The organism is Streptomyces adelaidensis (genome assembly GCF_016598475.1).
Classification (GTDB): domain Bacteria; phylum Actinomycetota; class Actinomycetes; order Streptomycetales; family Streptomycetaceae; genus Streptomyces; species Streptomyces adelaidensis.
The window spans coordinates 1-24000 of the sequence record NZ_JAEMUX010000013.1 but is presented as its reverse complement, the minus strand read 5'-3'; the positions used below and the strand labels follow the sequence as shown (position 1 = coordinate 24000).

Sequence of the window (24000 nt, the reverse complement as noted above, 5' to 3'; positions counted from 1 at the left end):
GCTCATTTCGGCCCCAGGCTTGTTCGCGTCGCCTTCTGCTAGGTTCAGCGGGTGGTCATGCCCAACGAATTGGGGACGAAGAGCCTCGGAGTCGGCGCTCGCCCGCGCAAGGTTCTCCTGGCGGCATGCGGCACTCGCGGGGACGTACAACCATTTCTCGCATTGGCCGTGGCGCTGCGTCGGCACGGGCATCAGCCGTTATTGGCAGCCCCTCCCTCATATGCGTCCGAAGCGTCGGCTTATGACGTCGATTTCGCCGCGATCGACGACGGTCCGAACCGCATTCTCAATGAGACGGCGACCCGCCGGTTCATCGACAACGGCCTCATGGGTGTACGCGGAAAGATCGCGGCGGCCCGGACCGTCGCTCGCGTCAAACAGCTGATGATCGCCCCGTTGCGGGATGTGGCGGCCATCGCGCACGACCACGGGGACGTGGCGGCGGTGGTGCACTCGGCCGCGTTCCCCGCCCAGCATGTGGCCGACATGCTGGACGTACCCGCCGTCGTCGTGGCACTGCAACCCGGCTGGATCCCGACCCGCGAATTCCCCTGCCAGCTGATGCCCCTGCCCAAGGTGCCGCGTCTCCTCAACCGGAGCACGTACGCCCTGGTCACCGCGGCCCAGCGGTCGCGGGAGGTGGAGCGTTGGCGGACGGACGAGCTGGGCCTGACGGCCCGCCGACACGGCGCGCGCCGGTGGCTGCGGGACCCCGGAGGCGGACGGCGCCCAGTCCTCCAGTCGTTCAGCCGGCACGTCACCCCGGTCGACCGGGCGTGGGGCGACGCCGTGCGCACCACCGGCTTCTGGTTCCTGCCCGCCCGCCCCGACTGGACGCCCCCCAGGGCGCTGACCCGGTTCCTGGACGAGGGCCCGCCCCCCGTCTACATCGGCTTCGGCAGCATGACGGGCACCCGGGCCCGCCGTAACAACGCCCTGGTCAGTGAGGCGGTTCGACTCGCCGGCGTACGGGCCGTGGTCGCGACCGGCTGGGGCGGCATCGAGTCCGGCCCCCCGTCACCGGACATCCTGACGATCGACCAGGCCCCGCACGACTGGCTCTTCCCCCGGATGACCGCGGTCGTCCACCACGGCGGCCCCGGCACCGTCGGAGCCGCGCTCGCCGCGGGCCTCCCTCAGGTCCTCTGCCCCCACATGGGCGACCAGACCCACTGGTCCGCCCGCATGCGAGCCCTCGGCGTGGCCCCCGCTCCCCTCACCGCCCGCGACCTGACGGCGCACCGACTGGCGGAAGCGATCAGCGCGTCGACGACGGACCGCCGCCTACGACACCGGGCACAGGAAGTCGCCCCCGTCGTCCAGGCGGAGGACGGTGTGAACACGGCAGTGAATTCCCTGCTGTCGCACCTCACCTGACTGTCTATGAATCACTGAACCCCCCACCTCTTATCCCCCCGCACATCACGAACAGAAAGCCTCGGCGTGCTACAAATCCCCTTCTCCGACGCCACCATCGCCCCCGGAACCGTAATCTCCTGGTCCTTGCTCACGAAGCAATCCCCCCACGACGGAGAGAATCTGGAACCGGCCTCCGCCAAATCGGCCTCTTTCAATCAGGACAAGCACCACTCCTCCTCGGAGGCGACCCGGAGTACGAATGACGGCATCGCCAGTTCGATCGCGGTCACTTTCGAGATCACGGGCCGACTCGACACGGCGGCACTCGAATCGGCGCTCCTTCTTCTCGTACGCCGCCACGAGGTGCTCCGCTGCGAGTTCCAGCGCCTGGCCGGTGACCTGAGCTGTACGGCGCTCGCCCCCGAGTCCATCAGCCTGGAAGCGGAAGAGGTCGGTCACTTCCACAGCGGGGAGGACCTGCACACCCACCTCGACAAGACGTTCAAGAGCGTCGACACGCTGTCCTGGCCGCTGTTCCTCATGGGCGCGGTGGTCCGGAAGACGAGTTCGACGGTCTACCTCTGCTTCGACCACATCGTCTGCGACGGCCTGTCCATGCCCGTCGTCGCGAACGAACTCCAGACCGTGTACGCCGCCCTCACCACCTGCCGCTCCCCTGAACTCCCCTTTGCAGGCAGCTACTTGACCTTCGGCGACGACCAGCGCCGCCGCTACGCGTCCCTGCGCCCCGACGACGGCCGCCTGGCGTACTGGAAGGACTTCATCCGCGGCAACGACGGCTTCTTCCCCAGGTTCCCCTTCGACCTGGGCGTAACGAAGGACACGCTGTACCCCCTGGTGAACCGGTCCCTCCCCCTCCTGGACGCCGACCGGACCGCCGACCTCGCGGCCGGCGCCCGCGCGGCAGGAGGCAGCGTCTTCACCGCCGTCCTGGCAGCGGCCGCGACGGCCCAGCACCGCTTCGGTGGCCCGGGGGTCTACCGGGGCCTGCTACCCGTGAGCGAACGGACCGAAGGCCCCGCCCCGTGGCAGCACTCCATCGGCTGGTTCGTCAACACGATGCCCATCGAGTTCCAGGTGGGCGAGATGGGCACCATGGGCTCGGTCGATGGTGGTGGCGCGGACCACGCCGCCACCATCGCGCGGGCACGCGCGGCGTACGGCGAGTTGCAGCGCCACGTCGGCATCCCCTTCGTACGGGCGTGGGAGCTGCTGGACCCGGAGTCCTTCTCCCGGCACCAGTGGCCGTTCCCCGTGAACTTCTTCTCCTACATCGACTTCAGAAGGACGCCCGGAGGCGATCAACACCCCCTCTGGAACCCGATGTTGCACGTCTGGGCCGCCCGCGGCAACGGCATCAGCCACTGGTTCCACCGCACCGCCACCGGCCTCCACGTCAACCTGCTGCACGTCGACACACCCCAAGCACATGACATCAGCGACGCCCTGCACCACGAGCTGGTCCAGGTCCTTCTGGAGATCGCCGGCCACCGCAACACCGTGCCGAGGTCCATCCCCCGCCCGTCCCGGGAGACGGCCGCCGCCGTGATGACCTGAGCAGCAGCGCGAGAGGGCGGTATCCCGGACGGGATACCGCCCTCTCTGTCGTGTGCCCCGCTCTGTCACAGACCGCCCGCAAGCGCGGTCCGCACATTGATCTAGACGGCGGCTTGTCCGCTGCCGGAGCACATCTCGCGGCTCCCGGGCGCCTGGTGGGGGGCACATGGCTCACCGGGGTTGGCGCTCCCGTACGAGCCACAGACCGGGCAGGAAGCCATGCAGCGGGCCGGGTCGAACCGGTCACCGGGGTAACTGCGCATGCATCCCATATCAAGCTCCTCACATGGATGAGTGGTGCTGACGGTGGTGCTGTGCTGCTCCCCACACGGCTGGGACCGCGGCTGGTGGGGAGGGCCTAGAGCATGCGGACGAACGCCCGCGAGCCGTCGTGGAAGAACACGGTCAGCCCCTGGCGGTCCGACTCGGCTCCCTCGCGCGCCGACCAACGGTCGATACGGGAGATCTCCGGGGATTCGGCCTGGCCGATGGCCGCAGCGAGCCATGCTTCCGCGCTGTCTCCTGGCTGTGCGTCCGTCCATGCGGCCGGGGCGCCTTCGACGGGAGACTCCTGGTGCTCGTGGCGCTCGCCATCAGCGAGTTGCCCCATGATCTGCCAGGTGGACTCTCCGACCGCCGTGGTCACGGCGAAGCCGAACGGGTGCTTGGAGTCTCCGGCGTCCGCGAGACTCCGCACCCGGACTGCCCCACGGGCGTTCTTGATGACGTCGAGGGCGAAGGCCTGGAACCGTTCCGGACGCATATGGATCATTCCTCTCTTGGCGGGCCGCGCCAGTCTAGGAGCGTCGCGCACGCGACATGCCGTCGGCCTTCACCCTCCGGCGGCACCTGGTGGAAGGCTCCGCCATCAGGTCACGTCTGTCTGGTCCGGCTGTTGCCTGACGACCTGTTCGGGCCTGGTGGTCCACTCGACGCCGCCACCCGAGGGAGCGAGGAAGGCCAGGCGGCCCGTGCCGTCCTTTGGATGGACGCCGTACGGGTCTCCGGGGTCGAGCACGTCCCGCAGGATGCCGACGCGGTCGGTCGCGAGGTCGCGGACCAGGGTGCCCGTGGGGATGTCCGGTGCCGTACGGCTCACCGTCCACCCCCGTTACGGGCGAGGCGGTATGCGCCCCACAGTTCACGTCCGTCCTCGCAACCGTCCTGCGCCCGGCGCACCGACTTGCACCCCTCACACTTCCGGGCGTGCTCGAACCACAGCCGGTACGCCCGCAGCATGGGGATCTCAATGTCCCTCACCGCCTCGCCGGCCGCGCTTGCGTCGTTCACCGGCCCGCCTCCATGAACTGACGTACGGAAAAGGCCGGTCGGTGTTCCTCGGGAAGCAGGACATAGGTGCGCACAAGGCCCCAGGCCTCCGCCTCCGCGAGGGCGGGCGGGGCACTGGGCGGCCACAGGTGCGGCGCCCTGCGACGACGCGCTCCGGCGAGGATCGCGTCCCACATCTGCGGCGACAGACCGGACATCGCCGGTCCCGTGACTGCTGCCGAGGCCGAAGGGGCCGTTCCAGCGGATCTGTTGGTTGCTCCTGGTCCGAACAAGAAGGCTCTCACCCATTCGAACGCCCGTGATACACAGTGCATGTCGGTCTCCATTCCAGATCGGCCGCGCCCCGGGGCCGTGTCAGCGGTCGCCGGGGTCTCCTGGCCGAGCGATGGTCACTTCTGCGGCGACTTCACCGCCCCACCTCCCCCTGCCTCTACGCAACCGTCTGACCACGCAGAGCGGTACCGTTGCGACAACGCTGGGACTTGAAAGCCTTGAAAGTTCGCAAAGGCCTGGGGAGTTGAGAACATGGCGAAGCGTGAACCGAACGCGGCGCTCGGTCGTCTGCTGGAAGAGAGCCGCTGGACATATCGCCAGTTCGCCCGGGCCGTCAACCGCGTCGGCACGGAAACGGGCAGACCTCTCCGCTACGACGAGTCGGCCGTGAGTCACTGGCTCGGCGGCACCGTTCCCCGTACCACACTGTGCGGGCGTGCATCCTCGAAGCCCTCTCGCGCCGCCTCAGCCGCCCTGTCACCCATACCGAGGCCGGGCTGCCCGTCCCCCGTGACCAGTCGGCCACGCCTGCGGGCACGGTCGAAAGCCTGATCGACCTGGGGAGGCAGGACATGGACCCGTCCCGTCGTGGCGTCCTCGGGGCCGGCCTGTTCTCGGTGGCGGTCACGATTCCCGGTTGGCCCGATGTGATCGGACGCGCCGAGGCAGTCCGGGCGGGCCGTGCGACACGCATCGGCATGAACGAAGTGGACATGGTCATCGCCATGACCGAGCGTGTCTCCGAACTGGACGACCAGTTCGGAGGCCGCCACGCACGCCCTATGGCCGCCTCCTTCATGGTCAACACCGTGGCGCCCTACCTGCGCGCCGACGCACCCGAGAACGTCCGCCGGGCGATGCTGTCCGCCGCCTCCGACCTGCTCTACCTGACCGGCTACATGGCCGTGGACGAAGGACTGCACGGGCTCGCCCAGCGCTACTACGTCAAAGCCCTGGAGTTGGCGGGAGCAGCCGAGGACCACCTCACGTACTGCACCACTCTGCGCGGTATGAGCGTGCAGGCGGTCGATCTGGGCCACGGGGCGAAGGCCATGGAACTGGCTGATGCCGCTGCCGCCGCGTCACCACAGGCGGGCCCTCGGATGCAGGCGTTCCTCGTCGGCCAGCAGGCACACGCCGCTGCCCAGACGGACGACCGGCCAGGCGCACTCCGGTTCATCCGCGAGGCGGAGGCCGCCATGGACCGTGCCGAGTCACGCGGCAAGACCTTCGGGTCGTACGACCCGGCTGCGCTGAACTACCACATCAGTCAGGTGCGTTACGAACTCGGCGACGTTCCTGGCTCCGTCGAAGCCATGCACGAGGCGGACAAACTGCGCCACAGTGTCTTCCGGCGCACACGGGTGCACCGACGCGGCACCCTGGCCGAGCGCCAACTGGAGATCGGCCACCTCGAAGCCGCCTGCGCCACCTGGCACCAAGCCCTCGACGACTACCCCATGGTCCAGTCCGGCCGCGCGGACGACCGGATCAGGACGATGTTCGGCCTTCTGCGTCCCCACCTGAAGAACGCGACGGCACGCGACCTGTACGACCGCGCACGCACCGTCGCTCCTCCCGCACTGGCGAGTTGACGTCCCTGCGCCACACCGATCCGCTGCCACGGGCGACGGAGCAAACAAGAGGGCGGCACCCCCCGCACGGGATGCCGCCCTCTTCGGTGCGCCGGTGCCGCCGTCCTGTCGGTGAGGGTCGAGACGTGACAGGCGTCGGTGCCGGTGGTTCAAACGCCCCGAGGGGCGTTGGTCAATGGCAGCTCAGCGGTGGTCGCTTCCCGCCGCCTGCGAGGCCGCGCGTCCCGCCTCCAGGCGGGCGACCGGAATGCGGAAGGGGGAGCAGGAGACGTAGTCCAGGCCCACCTCGTGGAAGAAGTGGACGGACTCGGGGTCGCCGCCGTGTTCGCCGCAGACGCCGAGCTTGAGGTCGGGGCGGGTGGCGCGGCCGGCCTCGGCGGCGAGCTTCACCAACGAACCCACGCCGTCCCGGTCGATCGTCTCGAAGGGGGAGACTCCGAAGATGCCCTTCTCCAGGTACGCGGTGAAGAAGGAGGCCTCCACGTCGTCCCGGGAGAAGCCCCACACCGTCTGCGTCAGGTCGTTCGTGCCGAAGCTGAAGAACTGCGCGGCCTCCGCGATCTGACCGGCGGTCAGGGCGGCACGCGGGAGTTCGATCATCGTGCCGATCGCCAGCTTCAGTTCCGTACCGGTCGCCGCCTCGACCTCGGCGATGACCTGGTCGGCCTCCTCGCGGACGATCTCCAGCTCCTGGACCGTACCGACGAGCGGGATCATGATCTCGGCGCGCGGGTCGCCCTTCGCGGCCTTGCGTTCGGCGGCGGCTTCGGCGATGGCGCGGACCTGCATGGTGAACAAGCCCGGGATGACCAGGCCCAGCCGCACGCCCCGCAGGCCGAGCATCGGGTTCTGCTCGTGCAGGCGGTGGACGGCCTGGAGGAGGCGGAGTTCGTTCTCGTGAGGCTCCTGGCGGGACTCCGCGAGGGCGACACGAACCGACAGCTCCGTGATGTCCGGCAGGAACTCGTGCAGCGGCGGGTCCAACAACCGAACCGTCACCGGGAGGCCGTCCATCGCCGAGAACAGCTCCACGAAGTCCTGCTTCTGGAGGGGAAGAAGCCCCTTCAGGGACTCCTCGCGCTCGACCTCCGTGTCCGCCAGGATCAGACGCTCGACCAGCTCACGGCGGTCACCGAGGAACATGTGTTCCGTACGGCACAGGCCGATGCCCTGGGCGCCGAAGCGACGGGCGCGCAGCGCGTCCTCGGCGTTGTCCGCGTTGGCCCGGACACGCAGACGGCGCTTCCGGTCCGCGAAGGCCATGATCCGGTGGACCGCCTCGACCAGTTCGTCGGCGTCGTTGGCGCCCGCGTGCATCCGGCCCTCGAAGTACTCCACCACGGGGGACGGGACCACCGGGACCTCGCCCAGGTAGACCTTGCCCGACGACCCGTCGATCGAGATCAGGTCACCCTCCTCCACCACGTGCCCGCCGGGCACGGTCATCCGGCGGCGCTTGGTGTCGACCTCGAGCTCCTCCGCGCCGCAGACACAGGTCTTGCCCATGCCGCGCGCGACCACGGCCGCGTGGGAGGTCTTGCCGCCGCGCGAGGTCAGGATGCCCTCGGCGGCGATCATGCCGTCGAGGTCGTCGGGGTTCGTCTCCCGGCGGACGAGGATGACCTTCTCGCCGGAGCGCGACCACTTCACGGCCGTGTACGAGTCGAAGACCGCCCTGCCGACCGCCGCGCCCGGCGACGCCGCGATGCCCCGGCCGACCTTCGCGACCTTCGTGTCCTCGTCGAAGCGGGGGAACATCAGCTGGGCGAGCTGGGCACCCGTCACGCGCTGGAGGGCCTCCGCCTCGTCGATGAGCCCCTGGTCCACCAACTGCGTGGCGATCCGGAAGGCCGCACCCGCCGTGCGCTTGCCGACACGGGTCTGGAGCATCCACAGCTGGCCGCGCTCGATGGTGAACTCGATGTCGCAGAGATCCTTGTAGTGGTTCTCCAGGGTCTCCATGATCTGCATCAGCTGGTCGTACGACTTCTTGTCGATCGACTCCAGCTCCGCCAGGGGGACGGTGTTGCGGATGCCCGCGACCACGTCCTCGCCCTGGGCGTTCTGGAGGTAGTCGCCGTAGACGCCCTGGTGACCGGAGGCGGGGTCGCGGGTGAACGCCACGCCCGTGCCCGAGTCGGGGCCCAGGTTGCCGAAGACCATCGAGCAGACGTTGACCGCGGTGCCGAGGTCGTGCGGGATGCGCTCCTGGCGGCGGTAGAGCTTGGCGCGGTCGCCGTTCCAGGAGTCGAAGACGGCCTTGATGGCGAGGTCCATCTGCTCGCGCGGGTCCTGCGGGAAGTCCCGGCCGGCCTCGGTCTTGACGATCCTCTTGTACTTGGTGACGAGCTTCTTCAGCTCGGCCGCTTCGAGGTCGGTGTCGACCACGACCTTCTTGGCCGCCTTCGCCGCCTCCAGGGCTTCCTCGAAGAGCTCGCCGTCGACGCCCAGCACCGTCTTGCCGAACATCTGGATGAGCCGGCGGTACGAGTCCCAGGCGAAGCGCTCGTCGCCCGCCTGCTCGGCGAGGCCCTTCACGGACTTGTCGGAGAGGCCGATGTTGAGGACCGTGTCCATCATTCCGGGCATCGAGAACTTCGCGCCGGAGCGGACCGAGACGAGGAGCGGGTCGTCGGCCTGGCCGAGCTTCTTGCCCATCTTCTCCTCGAGGGCCACGAGGTGGGCGCTGACCTCGTCACGGAGTGCCGCGGGCTCGTCGCCGCTGTCGAGGTAGACCTTGCAGGCCTCGGTGGTGATGGTGAAGCCGGGAGGCACGGGAAGGCCGAGGTTGGTCATCTCGGCGAGGTTGGCGCCCTTGCCCCCGAGGAGGTCCTTGAGGTCCCTGTTGCCTTCGGTGAAGTCATAAACAAACTTCACGCCCTCAACGCTTCGAGCTACGTGGCCTACGTGGGGATCTTTGTTTTCCGACACAGGTCCCAACTCCTTGAGGACGCGGTGGCTGCCCTGACGGCCAGGAACATACCCAGATCGAAGGCCCCTGGGTACGTCCACTTGCGCGTCATGCGCCCGTAACCACCCGTCCGCCAGCAGATCGAAAGTCAAGGCTTGGCAAGGAACGACACGGAGATGTGTTCACTTCTTGAACGCGGCCACATCCATCAACGCACCCCGACGCTCACATGAGCGGCAATCGACACGTCTGAGTTCGCCCGATGAACGATCAAAGGGTGGCACTGAGTGCCACCCTTTGAAGAAGCAGAATCGCCCACAATCCGCTCATCTGAGCGCAACCCTTATCAAGGGTGGCGAGAATCACGCAGTCCGAGGGGGCGCCATTTCACCATGCGGACCGGTCCTCGGAACGGAAACACGCCTGTCACACGGCCTCCGCGCCGCTCAGAGCGCCATCCGACCGGTTCACACCCCCAGCGCCGCCAGCCGCTCCTCGGCCCGTCGCGGCGCGTACAGGTGTTCGACGACCAGCGCACCCGCCCCGACCAGGCCCGCCCGCTCCCCGAGCCGGGAGGTCACCACGTCCAGGTGGGCCGTGGAGCGGGGCAGCGCCCGCTGGTAGAGCAGTTCACGTACGCCCGTGAGGAAGGGTGTTCCGGCCAGATCCCCGGCGATCATCAGGACGCCGGGGTTCAGCAGGGTGACGACCGTCGCCAGTACGTCCCCGACGGCCCGGCCCGCCTCGCGCGCGAGCGCCATCGCCCCGGTGTGGCCGGCGGTCAGCAGGTCGCGCACATCTGAGCCCGAGGCCGCCGGAACTCCCGTCTCCGCCAGCCGCCGCGCCACCGCGCCACCGCTCGCGACGGCCGCCAGACAGCCGTACGAGCCGCACCTGCACAGCGCGTTCGCGCCCTGCGGGACCCGGATGTGGCCGAGGTCGCCGGCGCCGCCGTCGATGCCCCGGTATATCGAGCCGTGGACCACCACACCGGCGCCGATGCCCGTGGAGACCTTGACGAGGACGAAGGCCGAGCAGTCGGGGTAGGCCGTGCGCTGTTCGCCGTACGCCATGAGGTTGGCGTCGTTGTCGACGAGGACCGGGGTGCCGGCGGGGCCGGCCGCGTGTTCGGTGAAGGCACGGGCCAGGCGGCCGCGTATGTCGTAGCCGTCCCAGCCGGGCATGATCGGCGGCTGGACGACGCGGCCGGTGTCCGTGTCCACCGGGCCGGGCACCGCGAGCCCCATGCCGCAGACCGCGTCCGCCGGATGGCCCGCCTTCTCCAGCAACCCGGCGAACCACCGCCCGAGTTCGTCCAGTACGACGTCGGGGCCCTCCTCGATGACGAGAGTGCCGGTGTGTTCGGCCTGGATCTCTCCGGTGAGGGAGAGCACTGCGGCGCGGGCGTGGCGGGTGTCGAGGTCGGCGGCGAGGACGACCGCGTGCTCGTCGTCGAATTCGAGGGTGATGGAGGGGCGGCCGCCGAGCGGGGAGCCGACGGGGCCACCGGCGCCCTCGCGGAGCCAGCCCGCACGGAAGAGCCGGTCCAGGCGCTGGCCGACCGTGGCCCGGGACAGACCCGTGGCCTGCTGGAGCGCGCCACGCGTGGTGGCCCGCCCGCTGCGGACCAGTTCGAGGAGATCTCCGGCACCGGCGTGACCGCCGCCCACCCTGCCCACTCTCACGGCCCTCCCGCTCGCACTCGCACTCGCACTCGCACTCGCGCGACCACTCATCCGTTCACTTCCCCGTTCACTTCCCCGATCGCTCACCCGATCCTCACCCGTTCGCCCGCGTGCGCGCTCATCTCCCCGCTCACCTGTGCGCTCTCACGATCATCCACCCGCGCCGACGGCCCCCTCGAGCGCCCACGGCGCGCGGTAACTCGGAGTTCATTGCCGCACACCCCCTTGCGCTCACCAACTCTGCATTACATATTGAGTTTTGCGTGTTAAATAGACGTAACCCTACGGTAGCTACTGCCGAACCGGTCGGCACCTTGTCCTCGGGGAGCCCTGAGTGGACCGCACAACCCAGTTCGTCGCACATCACAGCCTCGGCGCGGGCGTGCCCGGCGGGGTCGATGTATACGATCCGGCCACGTCGGCCGGTGCGCTGCACCTCGGCGCGGCGGAGGTGCTGGAGGCCAACTGGACGGGCAGGTCCACGGTGCCGTCGCGCAAGCTGTACCCGCACCAGTGGTCGTGGGACTCGGCGTTCATCGCGATCGGGCTGCGCCATCTGTCGCCGCTGCGGGCGCAGACCGAGCTGGAGACACTGCTCGACGCGCAGTGGGGCGACGGACGTATCCCGCACATCGTCTTCAACGCCTCCGTACCGCTCGACGCGTACTTCCCGAGCCCCGACTTCTGGCGCTCCTCGACCGCCGGTCGTGCCGCGGGCGCCCCGCACACCACGCAGACCTCGGGCATCGTGCAGCCGCCGGTGCACGCGCTGGCCGCGTGGCTGGTGCACCGGTCGGACCCCGGGCTCTCCCGGGCGCGCGGCTTCCTGCCCCGGGTGTACCCGCGCCTGGCCGCCTGGCACCGCTATCTGCTGCACCGCCGCGACCTCGGCGGGGGCGGGCTGGCTTCCGTTGTCCACCCCTGGGAACAGGGCATGGACAACAGCCCCACCTGGGACGCGCCCCTCTCCCGGATCACCCCGGCCCCGGCCCGCTCCTTCCGCCGCGCCGACCTCGACCACGGCGCCCCCGAGGACCGGCCGACGGATCTGGACTACGGGCGGTACGTGCGCCTGGCCGCGGACTACCGGGACGCCGGATACAGGGATGGGGCGGGTGGCGGAAGCGGCGCCGACGATGGCGACTTCGCCGTCGAGGACCCCGGCTTCAACGCCCTCCTCATCGCCTCCGAGCACGCGCTGGCGCGGATCGCCGAGGAGCTGGGCGCGCCGGGGACGGCCCGGCACGCGCGGGCCGAGCGGCTGACGGCGGCGCTGGTGGAGCGGTTGTGGGACCCGGCGGAGGGGATGTTCTTCTGCCGGGACGTGAACGGGGCCCGACCGCAGGGCGCGAGCGGCGCTCTCGATTCGGATCGCCGCTCGCGGAGCAGTGCTCTCGGAGTCGAGCACCGCTCGCAGAGCGCCGTTCCCGACAGCGAGCAGCGCTCACAGAGCACCGCTCTCGCTCCGGAGCACCGCTCGCAGAGCAGCGCTCTCATCCCCGAGCGCAGCGTCTCCGGTCTGCTCCCCCTCCTTCTCCCCGGCCTCCCCCGCGAGATCACCGCCGCGCTCGTACGCACGATCCACGGCCCTCACTTCGGCCTCGGCGACAGCACCCGGCTCGTGCCGTCGTACGACCTCACCGGGGAGGCGTTCGATCCGCATCGGTACTGGCGGGGGCCGGCGTGGTTCAACACCAACTGGCTGCTGGAGCGCGGGCTGCGGCTGCAAGGGGAGTCGGTGCGGGCGGACGGGCTGCGGGCGGCGCTGCTGGAGACCGCGGCGTCGTCCGGATTCGCCGAGTACGTGGACCCGTACACCGGCGAGGCCTGCGGAGCGCTCGGCTTCGGCTGGACCGCCGCGCTCACCCTCGACCTGCTGCACCAGGACGACGACGGCCACGACCGCGACGACCACCGCACCGGCCACAACCGGGACGACGACAGCGACCGCAAGCGCCGCCGGGACCGTGACCGCGGACAGCGGCACGCCAACGACAACAGCGGCGACAACCAAGGCCCAGGCCATGTTCGATACGTGCGCCATGAGTGACAAGGGAGGGGACCGGGGATGACGGACCGGCATCACCTGCTCGTGCGCGGCGGGACGTTCGCCGCCGTGGACGACAGCGGCGACATCAGCGGGGTGCGGGGCGTCAGCTCCCCGGACGGGTTATTCGTACGGGACGCCCGGCACCTGAGCCGGTGGCAACTGACCGTGGACGGCGCGGTTCCCGAGACGCTGACACCGGTCGCGGACGGCGACACCGCGCGGTGTGTGCTCGTCCCCAGGGGCGGGCGCCAGGAGCCGCCCGCGTACACGCTCTTCCGTGAACAGGCCGTCTCCGACAGCTCGTTCATCGAATCGCTGCGCGTCACCAGCAACAGCCCCGTAGCGACGACGGTCCGGCTCGCGGTCACGGCCGACGCCGACTTCACCGACCAGTTCGAGCTGCGCTCCGACTTCCGCACGTACGCCAAGAGCGGTGTCGTCCGAAAACGCGAAGTCCTCGACGACGGGGTGGAGTTCAGCTACCGGCGCGGCGAGTGGCGGTCCTGTACGACGGTCACGGCCGAGCCCGCGCCGGACGGTGTGGAGGAGACCGGGACGGGGGCGCGGCGGCTGGTCTGGGCACTCGAACTCGAACCGCACGGCTCGGCGGAGCTGACCCTGCGGGTGATGGCACGGCCGCACGGCGACAAGCGGGCCCTGCGGGTGCCCCGCTCACCGGCCGCCGTGAACGATGAACTCATCGCCACGGAGGGCGAGTTCATGGAGGGCGTGGCCTTCCCCACGGGCTGGCCGGAGCTGGCCGCCGCCTGCGCGCGCGGCCTCGCCGACCTCGCCGCGCTCCAGATCCCGGCGACCGGCCCGGACGGTGAGACGCTGCGCGTCCCCGCCGCCGGGGCGCCCTGGTTCCTGACGCTCCTCGGCCGCGACGCGCTGCTGGCCTCCCTCTTCACGCTTCCCTACCGGCCGGAGCCGGCCGCCGCCACACTGCTCGCGCTCGCCGCGGCCCAGGCGACCGAGGTGGGCGTCGACGCGGTGGCCCAGCCGGGCAAGATCGTGCACGAGGTGCGGCACGGCGAGCTGGCGCACTTCGGGCAGGTGCCGTACGGGCGTTACTACGGCTCGGTGGACGCGACCCCACTGTTCCTGGTGCTGCTCGGCGCGTACGTGGAGCGGACCGGGGACGTCACCCTGGCCCGCCGGCTGGAGCCGCACGCCAGGGCCGCGATCGGCTGGATGCTGGACCACGGCGGCCTCACCTCCCGCGGCTATCTCGTCTACCGCGCCGACCAGGGCGGCCTCGCCAACCAGAACTGGAAGGACTCCCCCGGCTCGATCTGCTCCGCCGACGGCAGCCGGCCCGCCGCCGGCCCGGTGACGGCGGCGGGCGCGCAGGGCTACGCGTACGACGCGCTGCGCCGCACCGCCGTCCTCGCCCGTACGGTCTGGGAGGACGAGGTCTACGCCGCGCTCCTCGAACAGGCCGCCGGTGACCTCCGCGACCGTTTCCAGCGGGACTTCTGGATGCCCGAACACTCCTTCCCCGCGCTGGCGTTGGACAGCACGGGCCGACAGATCGACGCCCTCGCCTCGGACGCGGGCCATCTGCTCTGGTCGGGGCTGCTGGACAAGCAGTACGGGAAGATGGTCGGCCGCCGGCTCCTCGAACCCGACTTCTTCTCCGGCTGGGGCATCCGCACGGTCGCCTCGGGCCAGCCCGCGTACCACCCGCTCTCGTATCACCGGGGTTCGGTCTGGCCGCACGACAACGCGCTCATCACGCTGGGGCTCGCGCGGTACGGGCTGCACGACGAGGCGCGTACGGTCGCCCTCGGGCTCGTGGACGCGGCGACCGCGACGGGGCATCGGCTGCCGATGGTTCTCGCGGGGTACGGCCGTGACACGCATCCGGAGCCGGTGCCGTATCCGCATGCGTGTGTGCGGGAGTCCCGGTCCGCGGCGGCTCCGTTGGCGCTGCTCACCGCGGTGGGCGGGGCGTAAGTGTCTCGTTGGGGCGTGGGCGTAAGTGTCTCGTTGGGGCGTGGGCATAGGCGTCTCGTTGGGGCGTGGGCATAGGCGTCTCGTTGGGGCGTGGGTTGTTCTCGGGCTGCGGGTCCGTCGTGGCTGGTCGCGCAGTTCCCCGCGCCCCTTTCGGGGCGCGGCCCCTCAAGCAAGTCCTGCCAGTAGCTTTCCCGCTGTTTCCCTCGCCTCCTTCTCCGTCCAGGCCCAGGCGGTGGCCGTGGTCGGGGGGCGGGGCTCGGTCCAGGTGTCCCAGTAACTGCGGACCTTGCCGTAGCGGTCGGCGACCAGGACGTGGGGGAGGTCGAGGAGGAGGCCGAGGACGTGGCCGTGCAGGCGGTCGGTGACGGCGACGCGCCCGGCCATCAGCAGGCGGCAACCGCGCGCGAGTTGGAGCCGGGCGAGACCGTCGTAGGCGGCGAGGAGGGCGGGCACGGCGCCGGGCGGGTCGCCGGAGCCGGCGCGGCACAGGGCGCGGGCACGGCCCCGCCACAGCGCCTCCTTCGCCTGTCGCCACTCGGCGTCGGCGCCCTCCCGGGCCCAGTCGAAGACGTACGGGCCGCCGTGCTCCTTGCGCGCCGCGCCCCGCCCGGCCGGTGGTCCCTTCGCCGACTCCTTGTCCTCCCGGGCCAGCCAGACGACGTCATGGGCGACCGTGCCGCCGGCCAGCGCGTCCGGTGGCACGGCGAAGGCGAGGTCGGGGGCGAGCAGCGCGGGTGCCTCGAATACCGTGCGGCAGCGGTGCAGGCTGTGCCGGTCGCGCAGCAGCAGCGTGAGGTCGGGGTGGGCGTCGAAGGCGCGCCGGGCGCGGGTGAGGTTGGCGTGGTCGGTGAAGTGCACGGACTGGGGCAGCTGGACGATCCGGCGGTCCGGGAAGTCGCGCAGCACCTGTTCACGGAGGAGTTGGCTGTCCTCCCACAGGTCCCCGAGGTTGCCGCCGCCCGTCAGCAAGATCGGCCCGTCCGGCAGACAGGCCGCCAGGTGCCCGGCGTCGTACGACATCAGGTCGCAGGCGTAGCGCACCTCGGCCCCGAGCGCGCCGAGCAGGGAGCGCTGGCCCAGCCAGATCGCGCTGTCGCCGACGTTGGAGTTCAGCGGCGCGCCGATGACCGCGCACCGGGTGCCGGCCGGGACCAGCCGGTCGAGGACGGTGAGGACGTAGGAGACGTGGTGCGCGCAGTGGGGGACGTAGGAGGGGGGCGGGGTGTACGGGGCCGAGGGCGGGGACGGTTTACCGGGCCGGGTCGGCGGTTTCTGCACGGGCCGTTTCGAGGACGTCCTCGACGTCCTCGACGCCCTCGACGTCCTCGACGCCCCGGTCGGCTTCTCCGTCGGCTTGTACGTCGGCCTCTTCGGCTTCTTCGGTGGCTTCGGTGTCTCGTTCGCTCCGCACACCAAAAGGCGCTACCCGGACATTTCCCCACTCATTCCGAGATGACGGAAACCGGCCGCACAACGACCGGAACACCCACAGAACAGGGCAACTAGCCCCCGGAGGTGTCCAGTTCGGCGCCCTCGCTCACACCCGCGCAGTCGTACGGGTCCTTGAGCCAGCCGTCCGGCAGGACGACGCGGTTGTTGCCCGAGGTACGGCCGCGCGGCCCGTCGGCGGCGCCGTCCGGCCAGGGCTGGTCGAGGTCCAACTCGTCGAGCCCGGAGCGGAGTTCGGTGAGGGAGGAGGTGATGGCGAGGCGCCCCCGCATCTCGGAGCCGACCGCGAAGCCCTTGAGGTACCAGGCCACATGCTTGCGGAAGTCGACGACGCCCTTCGCCTCGTCGCCGGCCCACTCGCCGAGGAGGGTGGCATGCCGGACCATGACGTCGGCGACCTCACGGAGGGAGGGCCGCACGATGTCGTCCGTACGCCCCTCGAAGGCGGCCACCAGATCCGCGAACAGCCACGGCCGGCCGAGGCAGCCGCGCCCCACGACCACTCCGTCACAGCCGGTCTCGCGGACCATCCGCAGCGCGTCCCGCGCGGACCAGATGTCGCCGTTGCCGAGGACCGGGATCTCGGGGACGTGCTCCTTCAGGCGGGCGATGGCCTCCCAGTCGGCCGTGCCGCCGTAGTGCTGGGCGGCCGTACGGCCGTGCAGGGCGATGGCGGTGACGCCCTCCTCGACGGCGATACGGCCGGCGTCCAGGTAGGTGATGTGGTCGTCGTCGATGCCCTTGCGCATCTTCATGGTGACCGGGAGGTCCCCGGCGCCGCTCACGGCCTCGCGGAGGATCGCGCGGAGCAGCGGGCGCTTGTACGGGAGGGCGGACCCGCCGCCCTTCCTCGTCACCTTCGGGACCGGGCAGCCGAAGTTCAGGTCGATGTGGTCGGCGAGGCCCTCCTCCGCGATCATGCGGACGGCCTTGCCGACGGTCGCCGGGTCCACGCCGTACAGCTGGATCGAGCGCGGCTGCTCGGTCGCGTCGAAGCGGATCAGCTGCATGGTCTTCTCGTTGCGCTCGACCAGCGCCCGCGTGGTGATCATCTCGCTCACGAACAGGCCCTTGCCACCACTGAACTCTCGGCACAGGGTCCGGAAGGGCGCGTTGGTGATCCCGGCCATGGGGGCCAGGACGACGGGCGGCTGAACGGCGTGCGGGCCGATCCGCAAGGGGGACAGGGACAAGGCGGACAGGGGCGTGGTCGTGGGCGCGGACATTCCCCCATTGTCACGCACGACGGCCGATGCTCGCCATTCATTAGTTAGGCGCACTATCGATTCGAGCGTACGATGGAACGCATGCCCGAGCTCAGCCGCCGCCACCGCCTGCTGGTGCTCGTGATCTGCTGCACCAGCCTCCTGATCGTGAGCCTGGACAACACCGTCCTGAACGTCGCCCTGCCCTCGATACAGCGCGACCTGAACGCGAGTCTCGCGGGTCTGCAATGGACCATCGACGCCTACACCCTGGTCCTGGCCGCCCTGCTGATGCTGGCCGGGTCGACCGCCGACCGCATCGGCCGCAAACGGGTCTTCATGGCGGGCCTGGTCGTCTTCACCATCGGCTCGGTGCTGTGCTCCCTCGCCCCGAACCTCGAATCGCTGGTCGCCTTCCGCATGGTGCAGGCGGTCGGCGGCTCGATGCTCAACCCGGTCGCGATGTCGATCATCACCAACACGTTCACCGATCCGCGCGAACGGGCCCGGGCGATCGGTGTGTGGGGCGGGGTGGTGGGCATCTCCATGGCCGCCGGCCCGATCATCGGCGGTGTCCTCGTGGACTCGGTCGGCTGGCGCTCCATTTTCTGGATCAACCTCCCGGTCGGCCTGGCCGCCCTCGTGCTGACCTGGCGATTCGTCCCCGAGTCCCGCGCCCCGAAGGCCCGCCGCCCCGACCCCGTCGGACAGCTCCTCGTCATCGCGCTGCTCGGCTCCCTCACGTACGCGATCATCGAGGCGCCGACCGCGCCCCTCGGCGGGACCCTCGCCTTCGGCGGTATCGCCCTCGCCGCGCTCCTCGGCCTCCTGTGGTACGAGCCCCGCCGCGACGAACCCCTCATCGACCTGCGCTTCTTCCGCTCGGCGCCGTTCAGCGGGGCGACGGTGATCGCGGTCAGCGCGTTCGCCGCACTCGGCGGTTTCCTGTTCCTGTCGACGCTGTACCTGCAGAACGTACGCGGCCTGGACGCCCTCCACGCCGGCCTGTGGATGCTCCCGATGGCCTTCCTGTGCTTCGTCTGCGCACCCGTGGCCGGACGGCTGGTCGGCAGCCGGGGCCCGAGGCTGCCGCTGCTGGTCGCCGGGGTGGCGATGACCGCGAGCGGGGTCCTCTTCGCCGCGTTCGAGGCCGAGACGTCGAACGTCACAGTGTTCGTGGGGTACGTGCTGTTCGGCCTCGGCTTCGGCTGCGTCAACGCCCCCATCACCAACACGGCGGTCTCCGGGATGCCCCGGGCCCAGGCGGGCGTCGCCGCCGCCGTCGCCTCCACCAGCCGCCAGATCGGACAGACCCTGGGGGTCGCGGTGGTCGGCGCGGTGCTGGCGGCGGGGATCGGCTCGTCCTCGTACACGGCCTCGTTCGTGTCGGCGGCCCGGCCCGCCTGGTGGATCGTCGCGGCCTGCGGCTTCGCCGTGCTGGTGCTGGGTGCGCTGACGACGGGGGCGTGGGCAAGGGGGACCGCCGACCGGGCGGCTGAGCGGCTGGAGTCGCCGGAGGTGCGGGACGCGGCGGGGGTCCGGGTGTAGCCGTGCGCGGATCCGGGAGCACCTGGGCTTCAGCGAGTGCGGCGTTGCGGACGCGGACAAGCTGACGGCCTGGCTCGCCGAGCACGTCGCGTGCGAGGAACGGCGGCCGGAGCAGGTGCGGATGGAGCTGCCGGCCCGCCGGCGTACGCAGGGATTTCCGGTATCCGGTGGACGTCATGCTGCCGTGGTACGGCCCTCTTGCCCTGGGTGCGGCTCTGGTGGGCCCATACGTGGCCCCACTACACCGCCGCGCGGGGCCTGCCGGCCGCAGGCGACCGCCTGCCGTGGCGGTCGCCTACCCGGCACACGCGATCCATACGACACGGCTCGGTTCCCTCAGGCAGGTGAACCTCCGGCGATGGGCAGATGAGCCCTGACCTCTCGCAGCGAAGGTTGAGCGGTTCTCACGCGAGAGGCCACTCCATCGACGGGGTATGGATCGGCTCCGGAGAAGACAGCGAGAAAGAACCTGTGAACGGTGAGGGCCCCATGCCGCAGTGGCACTTTCCGGAAGGTGACGGCCTTCCAGCGCGTCAGCTTGTAGAGGGGACCTTGGCCCCCATCGTCGTTCTCGACGAGCGGCTGCGCCATCTGTACGTCAACCCCGCATGGGTCAAGGTCAGTGGCCTACCCGCCACCGAGTTCCTGGGACGAACACTCGGGGAAGTGCTGCCGGACCTCCACAGACCGAACGACATCCTGTTCGAGGTGCTCAAGGACGGGCAACCTCGGGAGGCCACCATCTCGGGTACGACAGGCGTCTCCTCGCCGCTGGGGAAGAGACTCTGGCGGGCAGTCTATCACCGTGTGGATCTGCCCGGACAGGGTGCGTGTCTGTGCGGGATCGGCGTGGAGATCAGCAATCTGCGCCGCTATCTGGACGACCTGGAGACCGCGCATCTGCGGCTTGCCCTGCTGGATGCCTCGACCACACGCGTCGGCACCACGCTCGACCTCGAAACCACGTGCCAGGAGCTGGTCGATCTCCTGGCCCCCTCACTGACCGACATGGCCGCGGTGGGAATCGTCGAAGAGGAGTTCACCGGGTCTCCCCCGCCTCCTCCCGGCTTCCTACGGCTGCGCAAAGTGGCCGGGGCGGCGCCCCCTGGGATGGAATGGCTGCTGCGCCAGCTGGGCGGGACAGGACCATATATTGACGTTCCCCGTGGCGTCGCCACACGGCACTGCCTGGACACCGGGCGGCCATGGCTGGGCAACCTGGCCTCGGACGAGCTGTTCCAGAAGGTGACCGTGGACCCCGAACGGACCAAGCTCTTCCGCGCGGCCGGCATTCACTCACTTCTCATCGTCCCCCTGATCACGGCCGCCCGCCCGGTCGGCGTCATCCTTCTGGGGCGGGCGGGCGCGTCGCAGCCCTTCAACGACGACGACCTCGTGACGATCCAGGCCCTGGCCGACCGGGCCGCTCTCTCCATCGACAGCGCGCGCCGCTACAGCTACGAACACACCATGGCACTGGAACTCCAGCGGGCCCTGCTGTCCGAACCCCGCACCCCCCACCCCGCTGTGGAAGTGGCCGCCCGCTACCTCCCCTCCGGCCGCAGCGTCCTCGTCGGTGGGGACTGGTACGACTCGATCCCCCTGGCGGACTCCCGCACCTTGCTGGTCATGGGCGACGTGATGGGCCACGGCTTCCAGGCCGCGGTCGCCATGAGCCAGTACCGCTCCCTGCTGCGCACCATCGCCGCTTCCGGCACAGGCATCGACTCGATCCTCACCGAGTTCGACCGCAAGGTCGCGCAACTCGGCCTCGACCGCCTCGCCACCTGTCTTCTCGCGGTCATGGACCCCAGAGCGGGCACCTGCACGGCAGCCAGCGCCGGGCATCTGCCGCCCGCCGTCCTGCGGCCGGGCGGCAGCATCGAGGTCTTGTGGCTCCCGGCCGGCCCGCCCATCGGCACCGGACTCGGTGGCTACGAATCGCTCACCGTACGAATGGACCGCGGCACCACGCTGCTGCTCTACACCGACGGACTGGTAGAACGACGTGGCACAGACATCGACGTGTCGGTGCGGGCGCTCGAGGCGCTGAGCCTGCCGGCGGACGGCCCTCTGGACGACATGCTCGACACGTTCCTGGCCCGCCTGACGAACGGTGCGTACGAGGACGACGTCGCGATCCTCGCCGCCCGCCAGCGCGACGAGGACGGGCCTCAGTCAGCAGGTCGCTGAGCTCGGACGGCGACGGCTACGGCGTGGCTCGGGGGCGCGCGGAGCGAGGGATCGGCCAGGCGCAGGCCGTCGATCAGCAGCGTGGAGTGGGGCAACTCATCGCTCGACAACCCCTGTTGATGTTGCTCTTGCTGCACACTCCTCACGGACAGGGATACGTGAAATCTCGACGATTCCCGATGTGTCGGCAGGATCGGCTGGATCGGCTGGAGAGGTCATGCTGGAGATCAACACGAGCAAGGTGAGCCGCTGGGACCAGCACGGGCGGGAGCACACCGTGCGGGTACAGCGCTCGGGGGTGCAGCGCACGATCAGATGCGACACGTGCGGCTGGCGCAAGGGCGCGCAGTTCCTGCCGTGGCTGAAGGCCGAGGAGCACCTCGCCGAGGCCCACCAGGCGACGGTGGACCCGACGGACTCGTAACGTCTCACTCCGCCGGGCCGCCTCCGCAATCAGTCCAGGTCGTCGAGAGCCTCGGCCACCTGGTCCAACACCCGTTGCCAGTACTCCCGTTGACGCTCACGCTCCGCCGCGCTCGCCATGCGTTCCTGATGGAAGCGGAGTACGGCCCGGTCGTCGTCACCGCCACTGCCGACGGTCGCCGTCGCCGTCGCCGTCGCTGCCGAGACGGTGACCTGGACGGTCGTGTCGCCGTGGGTGACGCGGATGCGGTCGCCGGGACGGTAGCCGCGCACCTCGCCGGTGACGCCCGTGTCCGTGGCGTACGAGGAGCCGCGTTCGGGAGTGAGGCGGGCGCCGGGGCCGAGCCACAGGGACAGGCCGCGCGGTGAGCTGATGAACTCCCAGACGGTGGAGGGGGATCGGGGCAGGGTGCGGGAGACGCCGATCTCCCATCCGGCGTCCTTGGTGAGTCCGGTGGGCATGAGGATCACTCCTTCTCCTGGATCGCCTCTTCCTCGGGTTGCTCGGTCTGCTCGGGTTGCCCGTCTACTCGGGTTGCCCGTCTACTCGGGTTGCTCGGTTTCCTCGCTGTGGCGGGCGCGGTGGGCGCGGACCTTGTGGCGGTTGCCGCAGTGTTCCATCGAGCACCAGCGGCGGCGGCCCGGCCGCGAGGTGTCGACGTAGACGAGATGGCAGCGCTCGCCGGCGCACATGCGGACGCGTTCCGCGTACGGGCCGGTGAGCAGGTCGACGGCGTCACGGGCGACGGTGGAGGCGAGTTGCGCACCGGTCGCGGGCCCGGGCGCCCAGCTCCGGGAGCCGTCCGCCGAGAGGGCGGGCGCGAGCGGCGGCCGGGCGGCGGCCTCGTTGACGACGTCGAGGTCGGCGGCGTCCGCCGGGGCTATGCCCAGCTCGGGGAGCCCGCGGCCGAGGACGCGTGAGACGAACGTACGGGTCAGCGCGTCGCGCAGCCGCCGGGCGTACGCCACATCGTCCGCCGTGAGGTGGAGGGCGGGGTGTGTGAGGGTGAGCCGGGACTGCTCGGCCCAGGCGAGCAGGTCGTCGGGGGTGTGCAGCACCTCGAAGCGGGACAGCGCGCCGGGGCCGCCGGTGACGACCAGTTCGAGGCAGAGGGCGCCTGGGTCGAACCGGTAGACGTTCCCGCTGTGGGCCCGCAGACGGATGCCCGGCCCTCCCGACGCTCCGGACACTCTCGACACTCCCGGCACCCCCTCCGGAGTCGATGCGCTGGACGACGATGCCATGTAACCAATATAACCGGTTACATGACTGCCGCACTGAACTGGAAACTGGTCATCGACACCCGGGACGCCCAGCCCCTGGCCGAATTCTGGGCCGCCGCACTGGGTTACGAGGTGGAGGACCCGGGCCAACTGATCGCCCACCTCCTCTCCACGGGCGATCTCCCCGAAGCCGCCGTCACGGAGCACAACGGCCGCCAGCTCTTCCGCGGCTACGCCGCCGTCCGCCACCCCGACGACCCGTACGACCCCTTCACCGGCATCGGCAAGGGCCGCCGCCTCCTCTTCCAGGACGTCCCCGAGGGCAGTCGTAGCGAAGACGTAACCGCCGCCACAGCAAGGCGCCCCCGACTACGGCCCTTGCTCACGTACTCGGGGGCGCTCCCGCACCGGGCGGGGGGCACCGGTGCGGGGGTCTAGAGGCTTGACCGGCTGAGGGTCAGCATCCGCAGGCAAGACCGCCGCTAGGTGTCGGCTTGTACTCCTGTCCGCATCGGTCGCACAGCAGCCGCAGAATCGCGCCCAGCATTGTTTGCCTTTCTCTAGTGGGGTTGGTCAGTACGGGTGGTCATGCAGTGCTGCCCTTGCGCCTCTCAGCGCCCAGGAAGCGGCAGCCATCCGGTTTGCCGCTAGCGCGCGCTAGGCGCCTGTGTGTCCGCCTGGTCGTGCTCGGCGTAGGGGTTGTCTCCCGTCGGCGTGACTCGCCAGAAGGTTTCCGCCGTCGCCTTGAACTGACGGTGCGCCGGATTCAGACCCGTGTGCTTCAACGCCCAGACCTCAACTGGCAAGCGCTCACTGTCAGTTGGCTGTGCTTGTGCGCCGCACGTGATGCACTCGGCGGAGTAGATGCCTTGCGTTGCGCCCTGGGCGGTTTCCGGGCCGAGCGTCCACTCAGCCGCTTTGATGATAGAGCGCGTCACCGTGTCCCCCTGCTACGTCGGTTTGCTTCGGCCACCAGTGCGCGGAGCCTGCTTTCCCGCTGGTCGCTGCCCTTGTGGCGCGGACACGCGCACGGCGGATATTGGCTTGAGTAATCCGGGACCTTCGACGGCTTCACGGTGTGCTCGGCGCGTACGAGGGTCCGGGCGCCTGTCTGCGGATCGATCCGGTACACAGCAATGGTCATCACTGGACGTGCCCCCAAGAGCCTGCGCGCGCGTTCCTCGGCACCTCGCCCAGCGCTGCGACATAGGGCCGCACAAGGGCGCCTGTGTGCTCCCACGGCTCAGGCGGGAACCAT

The 24000-nt window shown here is 70.2% G+C and carries 20 protein-coding genes and 1 pseudogene; 9 read left to right on the top strand and 12 right to left on the bottom strand.

Translation table 11 applies throughout. The annotated features are described in order from the left end of the window. Positions 1-57 precede the first annotated feature (57 nt). Both I8N67_RS10200 and I8N67_RS10195 read left to right on the top strand, forming a co-directional pair. Positions 58-1377, top strand: a complete 1320-nt coding sequence (locus I8N67_RS10200) for a glycosyltransferase (protein ID WP_200302386.1) — start codon at positions 58-60, stop codon at positions 1375-1377. Positions 1378-1503: 126 nt separating this feature from the next. Further along, positions 1504-2937 carry a condensation domain-containing protein gene (locus I8N67_RS10195; protein WP_234045424.1) on the top strand — a complete coding sequence of 478 codons (1434 nt, stop codon included), beginning with the start codon at positions 1504-1506 and terminating at the stop codon, positions 2935-2937. A 358-nt stretch (positions 2938-3295) separates the two neighbouring features. Here the strand turns inward: I8N67_RS10195 and I8N67_RS10190 are convergent, their stop codons facing one another. The 4 genes from I8N67_RS10190 to I8N67_RS10175 all read right to left on the bottom strand — a co-directional run bounded on the left by I8N67_RS10190 (position 3296) and on the right by I8N67_RS10175 (position 4424). After that, complete coding sequence (locus I8N67_RS10190; RefSeq protein WP_200302382.1) at positions 3296-3700, bottom strand: hypothetical protein; 405 nt, start codon at positions 3698-3700, stop codon at positions 3296-3298. A gap of 105 nt (positions 3701-3805) precedes the next feature. Further along, a complete protein-coding gene (locus I8N67_RS10185) occupies positions 3806-4036 on the bottom strand; it encodes a hypothetical protein (RefSeq protein WP_200302380.1) in 231 nt (76 codons plus the stop codon). Beyond that, positions 4033-4227 (bottom strand): hypothetical protein, encoded by a 195-nt coding sequence (locus tag I8N67_RS10180; RefSeq protein WP_200302378.1) that lies wholly within the window; start codon positions 4225-4227, stop codon positions 4033-4035. Before I8N67_RS10180 ends, I8N67_RS10185 begins: the two co-directional genes overlap by 4 nt. After that, positions 4224-4424 (bottom strand): hypothetical protein, encoded by a 201-nt coding sequence (locus I8N67_RS10175; RefSeq protein WP_200302376.1) that lies wholly within the window; start codon positions 4422-4424, stop codon positions 4224-4226. The genes I8N67_RS10180 and I8N67_RS10175 overlap by 4 nt, the downstream gene beginning before the upstream one ends. 328 nt (positions 4425-4752) lie before the next feature. Between I8N67_RS10175 and I8N67_RS10170 the strand changes: the two are divergent. Continuing rightward, positions 4753-6095 (top strand): annotated as a pseudogene (locus tag I8N67_RS10170) (NsdA family TPR-like regulatory protein). Between the two features lie 183 nt (positions 6096-6278). Here I8N67_RS10170 and ppdK read toward each other — a convergent pair. Continuing rightward, positions 6279-9026, bottom strand: coding sequence for a pyruvate, phosphate dikinase (ppdK, locus tag I8N67_RS10165; RefSeq protein WP_372443682.1), 2748 nt, complete (start codon positions 9024-9026; stop codon positions 6279-6281). Between the two features lie 447 nt (positions 9027-9473). Next, entirely contained in the window at positions 9474-10742 is a 1269-nt protein-coding gene (locus tag I8N67_RS10160) for an ROK family protein (RefSeq protein ID WP_234045422.1), read from the bottom strand. A 283-nt stretch (positions 10743-11025) separates the two neighbouring features. On the opposite strand from I8N67_RS10160, the gene I8N67_RS42470 reads away from it, so the two are divergent. Both I8N67_RS42470 and I8N67_RS10145 read left to right on the top strand, forming a co-directional pair. Then, complete coding sequence (locus I8N67_RS42470) at positions 11026-12741, top strand: MGH1-like glycoside hydrolase domain-containing protein (RefSeq protein WP_372443681.1); 1716 nt, start codon at positions 11026-11028, stop codon at positions 12739-12741. Between the two features lie 18 nt (positions 12742-12759). Continuing rightward, positions 12760-14700 (top strand): amylo-alpha-1,6-glucosidase, encoded by a 1941-nt coding sequence (locus I8N67_RS10145; RefSeq protein WP_200302370.1) that lies wholly within the window; start codon positions 12760-12762, stop codon positions 14698-14700. Positions 14701-14865: 165 nt separating this feature from the next. On the opposite strand, the gene I8N67_RS10140 is transcribed toward I8N67_RS10145, so the two are convergent. From I8N67_RS10140 to dusB, 3 genes are all read right to left on the bottom strand, one after another. Continuing rightward, the gene (locus I8N67_RS10140) at positions 14866-15978 is read right to left on the bottom strand and encodes a polysaccharide pyruvyl transferase family protein (RefSeq protein ID WP_200302368.1); all 1113 of its coding nucleotides are present in this window, start codon (positions 15976-15978) and stop codon (positions 14866-14868) included. Then, entirely contained in the window at positions 15950-16111 is a 162-nt protein-coding gene (locus tag I8N67_RS44170; RefSeq protein WP_200302366.1) for a hypothetical protein, read from the bottom strand. Before I8N67_RS44170 ends, I8N67_RS10140 begins: the two co-directional genes overlap by 29 nt. A gap of 91 nt (positions 16112-16202) precedes the next feature. Next, positions 16203-17375 (bottom strand): tRNA dihydrouridine synthase DusB, encoded by a 1173-nt coding sequence (dusB, locus tag I8N67_RS10130; RefSeq protein WP_200302364.1) that lies wholly within the window; start codon positions 17373-17375, stop codon positions 16203-16205. A gap of 81 nt (positions 17376-17456) precedes the next feature. On the opposite strand from dusB, the gene I8N67_RS10125 reads away from it, so the two are divergent. The 3 genes from I8N67_RS10125 (at position 17457) to I8N67_RS10115 (ending at position 21519) form a co-directional block, all read left to right on the top strand. Further along, positions 17457-18902, top strand: a complete 1446-nt coding sequence (locus I8N67_RS10125) for an MFS transporter (RefSeq protein ID WP_200302362.1) — start codon at positions 17457-17459, stop codon at positions 18900-18902. Between the two features lie 366 nt (positions 18903-19268). After that, positions 19269-21095, top strand: coding sequence for a SpoIIE family protein phosphatase (locus I8N67_RS10120; protein ID WP_307835197.1), 1827 nt, complete (start codon positions 19269-19271; stop codon positions 21093-21095). Between the two features lie 217 nt (positions 21096-21312). Continuing rightward, positions 21313-21519: a hypothetical protein gene (locus I8N67_RS10115; RefSeq protein WP_200302358.1), complete on the top strand. Its 207-nt coding sequence runs from the start codon at positions 21313-21315 to the stop codon at positions 21517-21519. Positions 21520-21548: 29 nt separating this feature from the next. On the opposite strand, the gene I8N67_RS10110 is transcribed toward I8N67_RS10115, so the two are convergent. Continuing rightward, positions 21549-21980 (bottom strand): SRPBCC domain-containing protein, encoded by a 432-nt coding sequence (locus I8N67_RS10110; RefSeq protein ID WP_200302356.1) that lies wholly within the window; start codon positions 21978-21980, stop codon positions 21549-21551. 81 nt (positions 21981-22061) lie between these two features. Further along, entirely contained in the window at positions 22062-22709 is a 648-nt protein-coding gene (locus I8N67_RS10105; protein WP_307835196.1) for a CGNR zinc finger domain-containing protein, read from the bottom strand. A gap of 75 nt (positions 22710-22784) precedes the next feature. Here I8N67_RS10105 and I8N67_RS10100 point away from each other — a divergent pair, with 75 nt between their 5' ends. Then, positions 22785-23180 (top strand): VOC family protein, encoded by a 396-nt coding sequence (locus I8N67_RS10100; RefSeq protein ID WP_200302350.1) that lies wholly within the window; start codon positions 22785-22787, stop codon positions 23178-23180. Between the two features lie 209 nt (positions 23181-23389). Here the strand turns inward: I8N67_RS10100 and I8N67_RS10095 are convergent, their stop codons facing one another. Then, positions 23390-23680, bottom strand: coding sequence for a DUF7848 domain-containing protein (locus I8N67_RS10095; protein ID WP_200302348.1), 291 nt, complete (start codon positions 23678-23680; stop codon positions 23390-23392). Between the last annotated feature and the right edge of the window lie 320 nt (positions 23681-24000).

Excerpts from the sequence above, each read along its gene's own strand:
- I8N67_RS10160 (WP_234045422.1), bottom strand. The coding sequence starts at position 10,742 with ATGAGTGGTCGCGCGAGTGCGAGTGCGAGTGCGAGTGCGAGCGGGAGG.
- I8N67_RS10115 (WP_200302358.1), top strand. The coding sequence starts at position 21,313 with ATGCTGGAGATCAACACGAGCAAGGTGAGCCGCTGGGACCAGCACGGG.
- dusB (WP_200302364.1), bottom strand. The coding sequence starts at position 17,375 with ATGTCCGCGCCCACGACCACGCCCCTGTCCGCCTTGTCCCTGTCCCCC.
- I8N67_RS10100 (WP_200302350.1), top strand. The coding sequence starts at position 22,785 with ATGACTGCCGCACTGAACTGGAAACTGGTCATCGACACCCGGGACGCC.
- I8N67_RS10190 (WP_200302382.1), bottom strand. The coding sequence starts at position 3,700 with ATGCGTCCGGAACGGTTCCAGGCCTTCGCCCTCGACGTCATCAAGAAC.
- I8N67_RS10145 (WP_200302370.1), top strand. The coding sequence starts at position 12,760 with ATGACGGACCGGCATCACCTGCTCGTGCGCGGCGGGACGTTCGCCGCC.
- I8N67_RS10110 (WP_200302356.1), bottom strand. The coding sequence starts at position 21,980 with ATGCCCACCGGACTCACCAAGGACGCCGGATGGGAGATCGGCGTCTCC.
- I8N67_RS10175 (WP_200302376.1), bottom strand. The coding sequence starts at position 4,424 with ATGTCCGGTCTGTCGCCGCAGATGTGGGACGCGATCCTCGCCGGAGCG.
- I8N67_RS10200 (WP_200302386.1), top strand. The coding sequence starts at position 58 with ATGCCCAACGAATTGGGGACGAAGAGCCTCGGAGTCGGCGCTCGCCCG.
- I8N67_RS10120 (WP_307835197.1), top strand. The coding sequence starts at position 19,269 with ATGAGCCCTGACCTCTCGCAGCGAAGGTTGAGCGGTTCTCACGCGAGA.
- I8N67_RS10125 (WP_200302362.1), top strand. The coding sequence starts at position 17,457 with ATGCCCGAGCTCAGCCGCCGCCACCGCCTGCTGGTGCTCGTGATCTGC.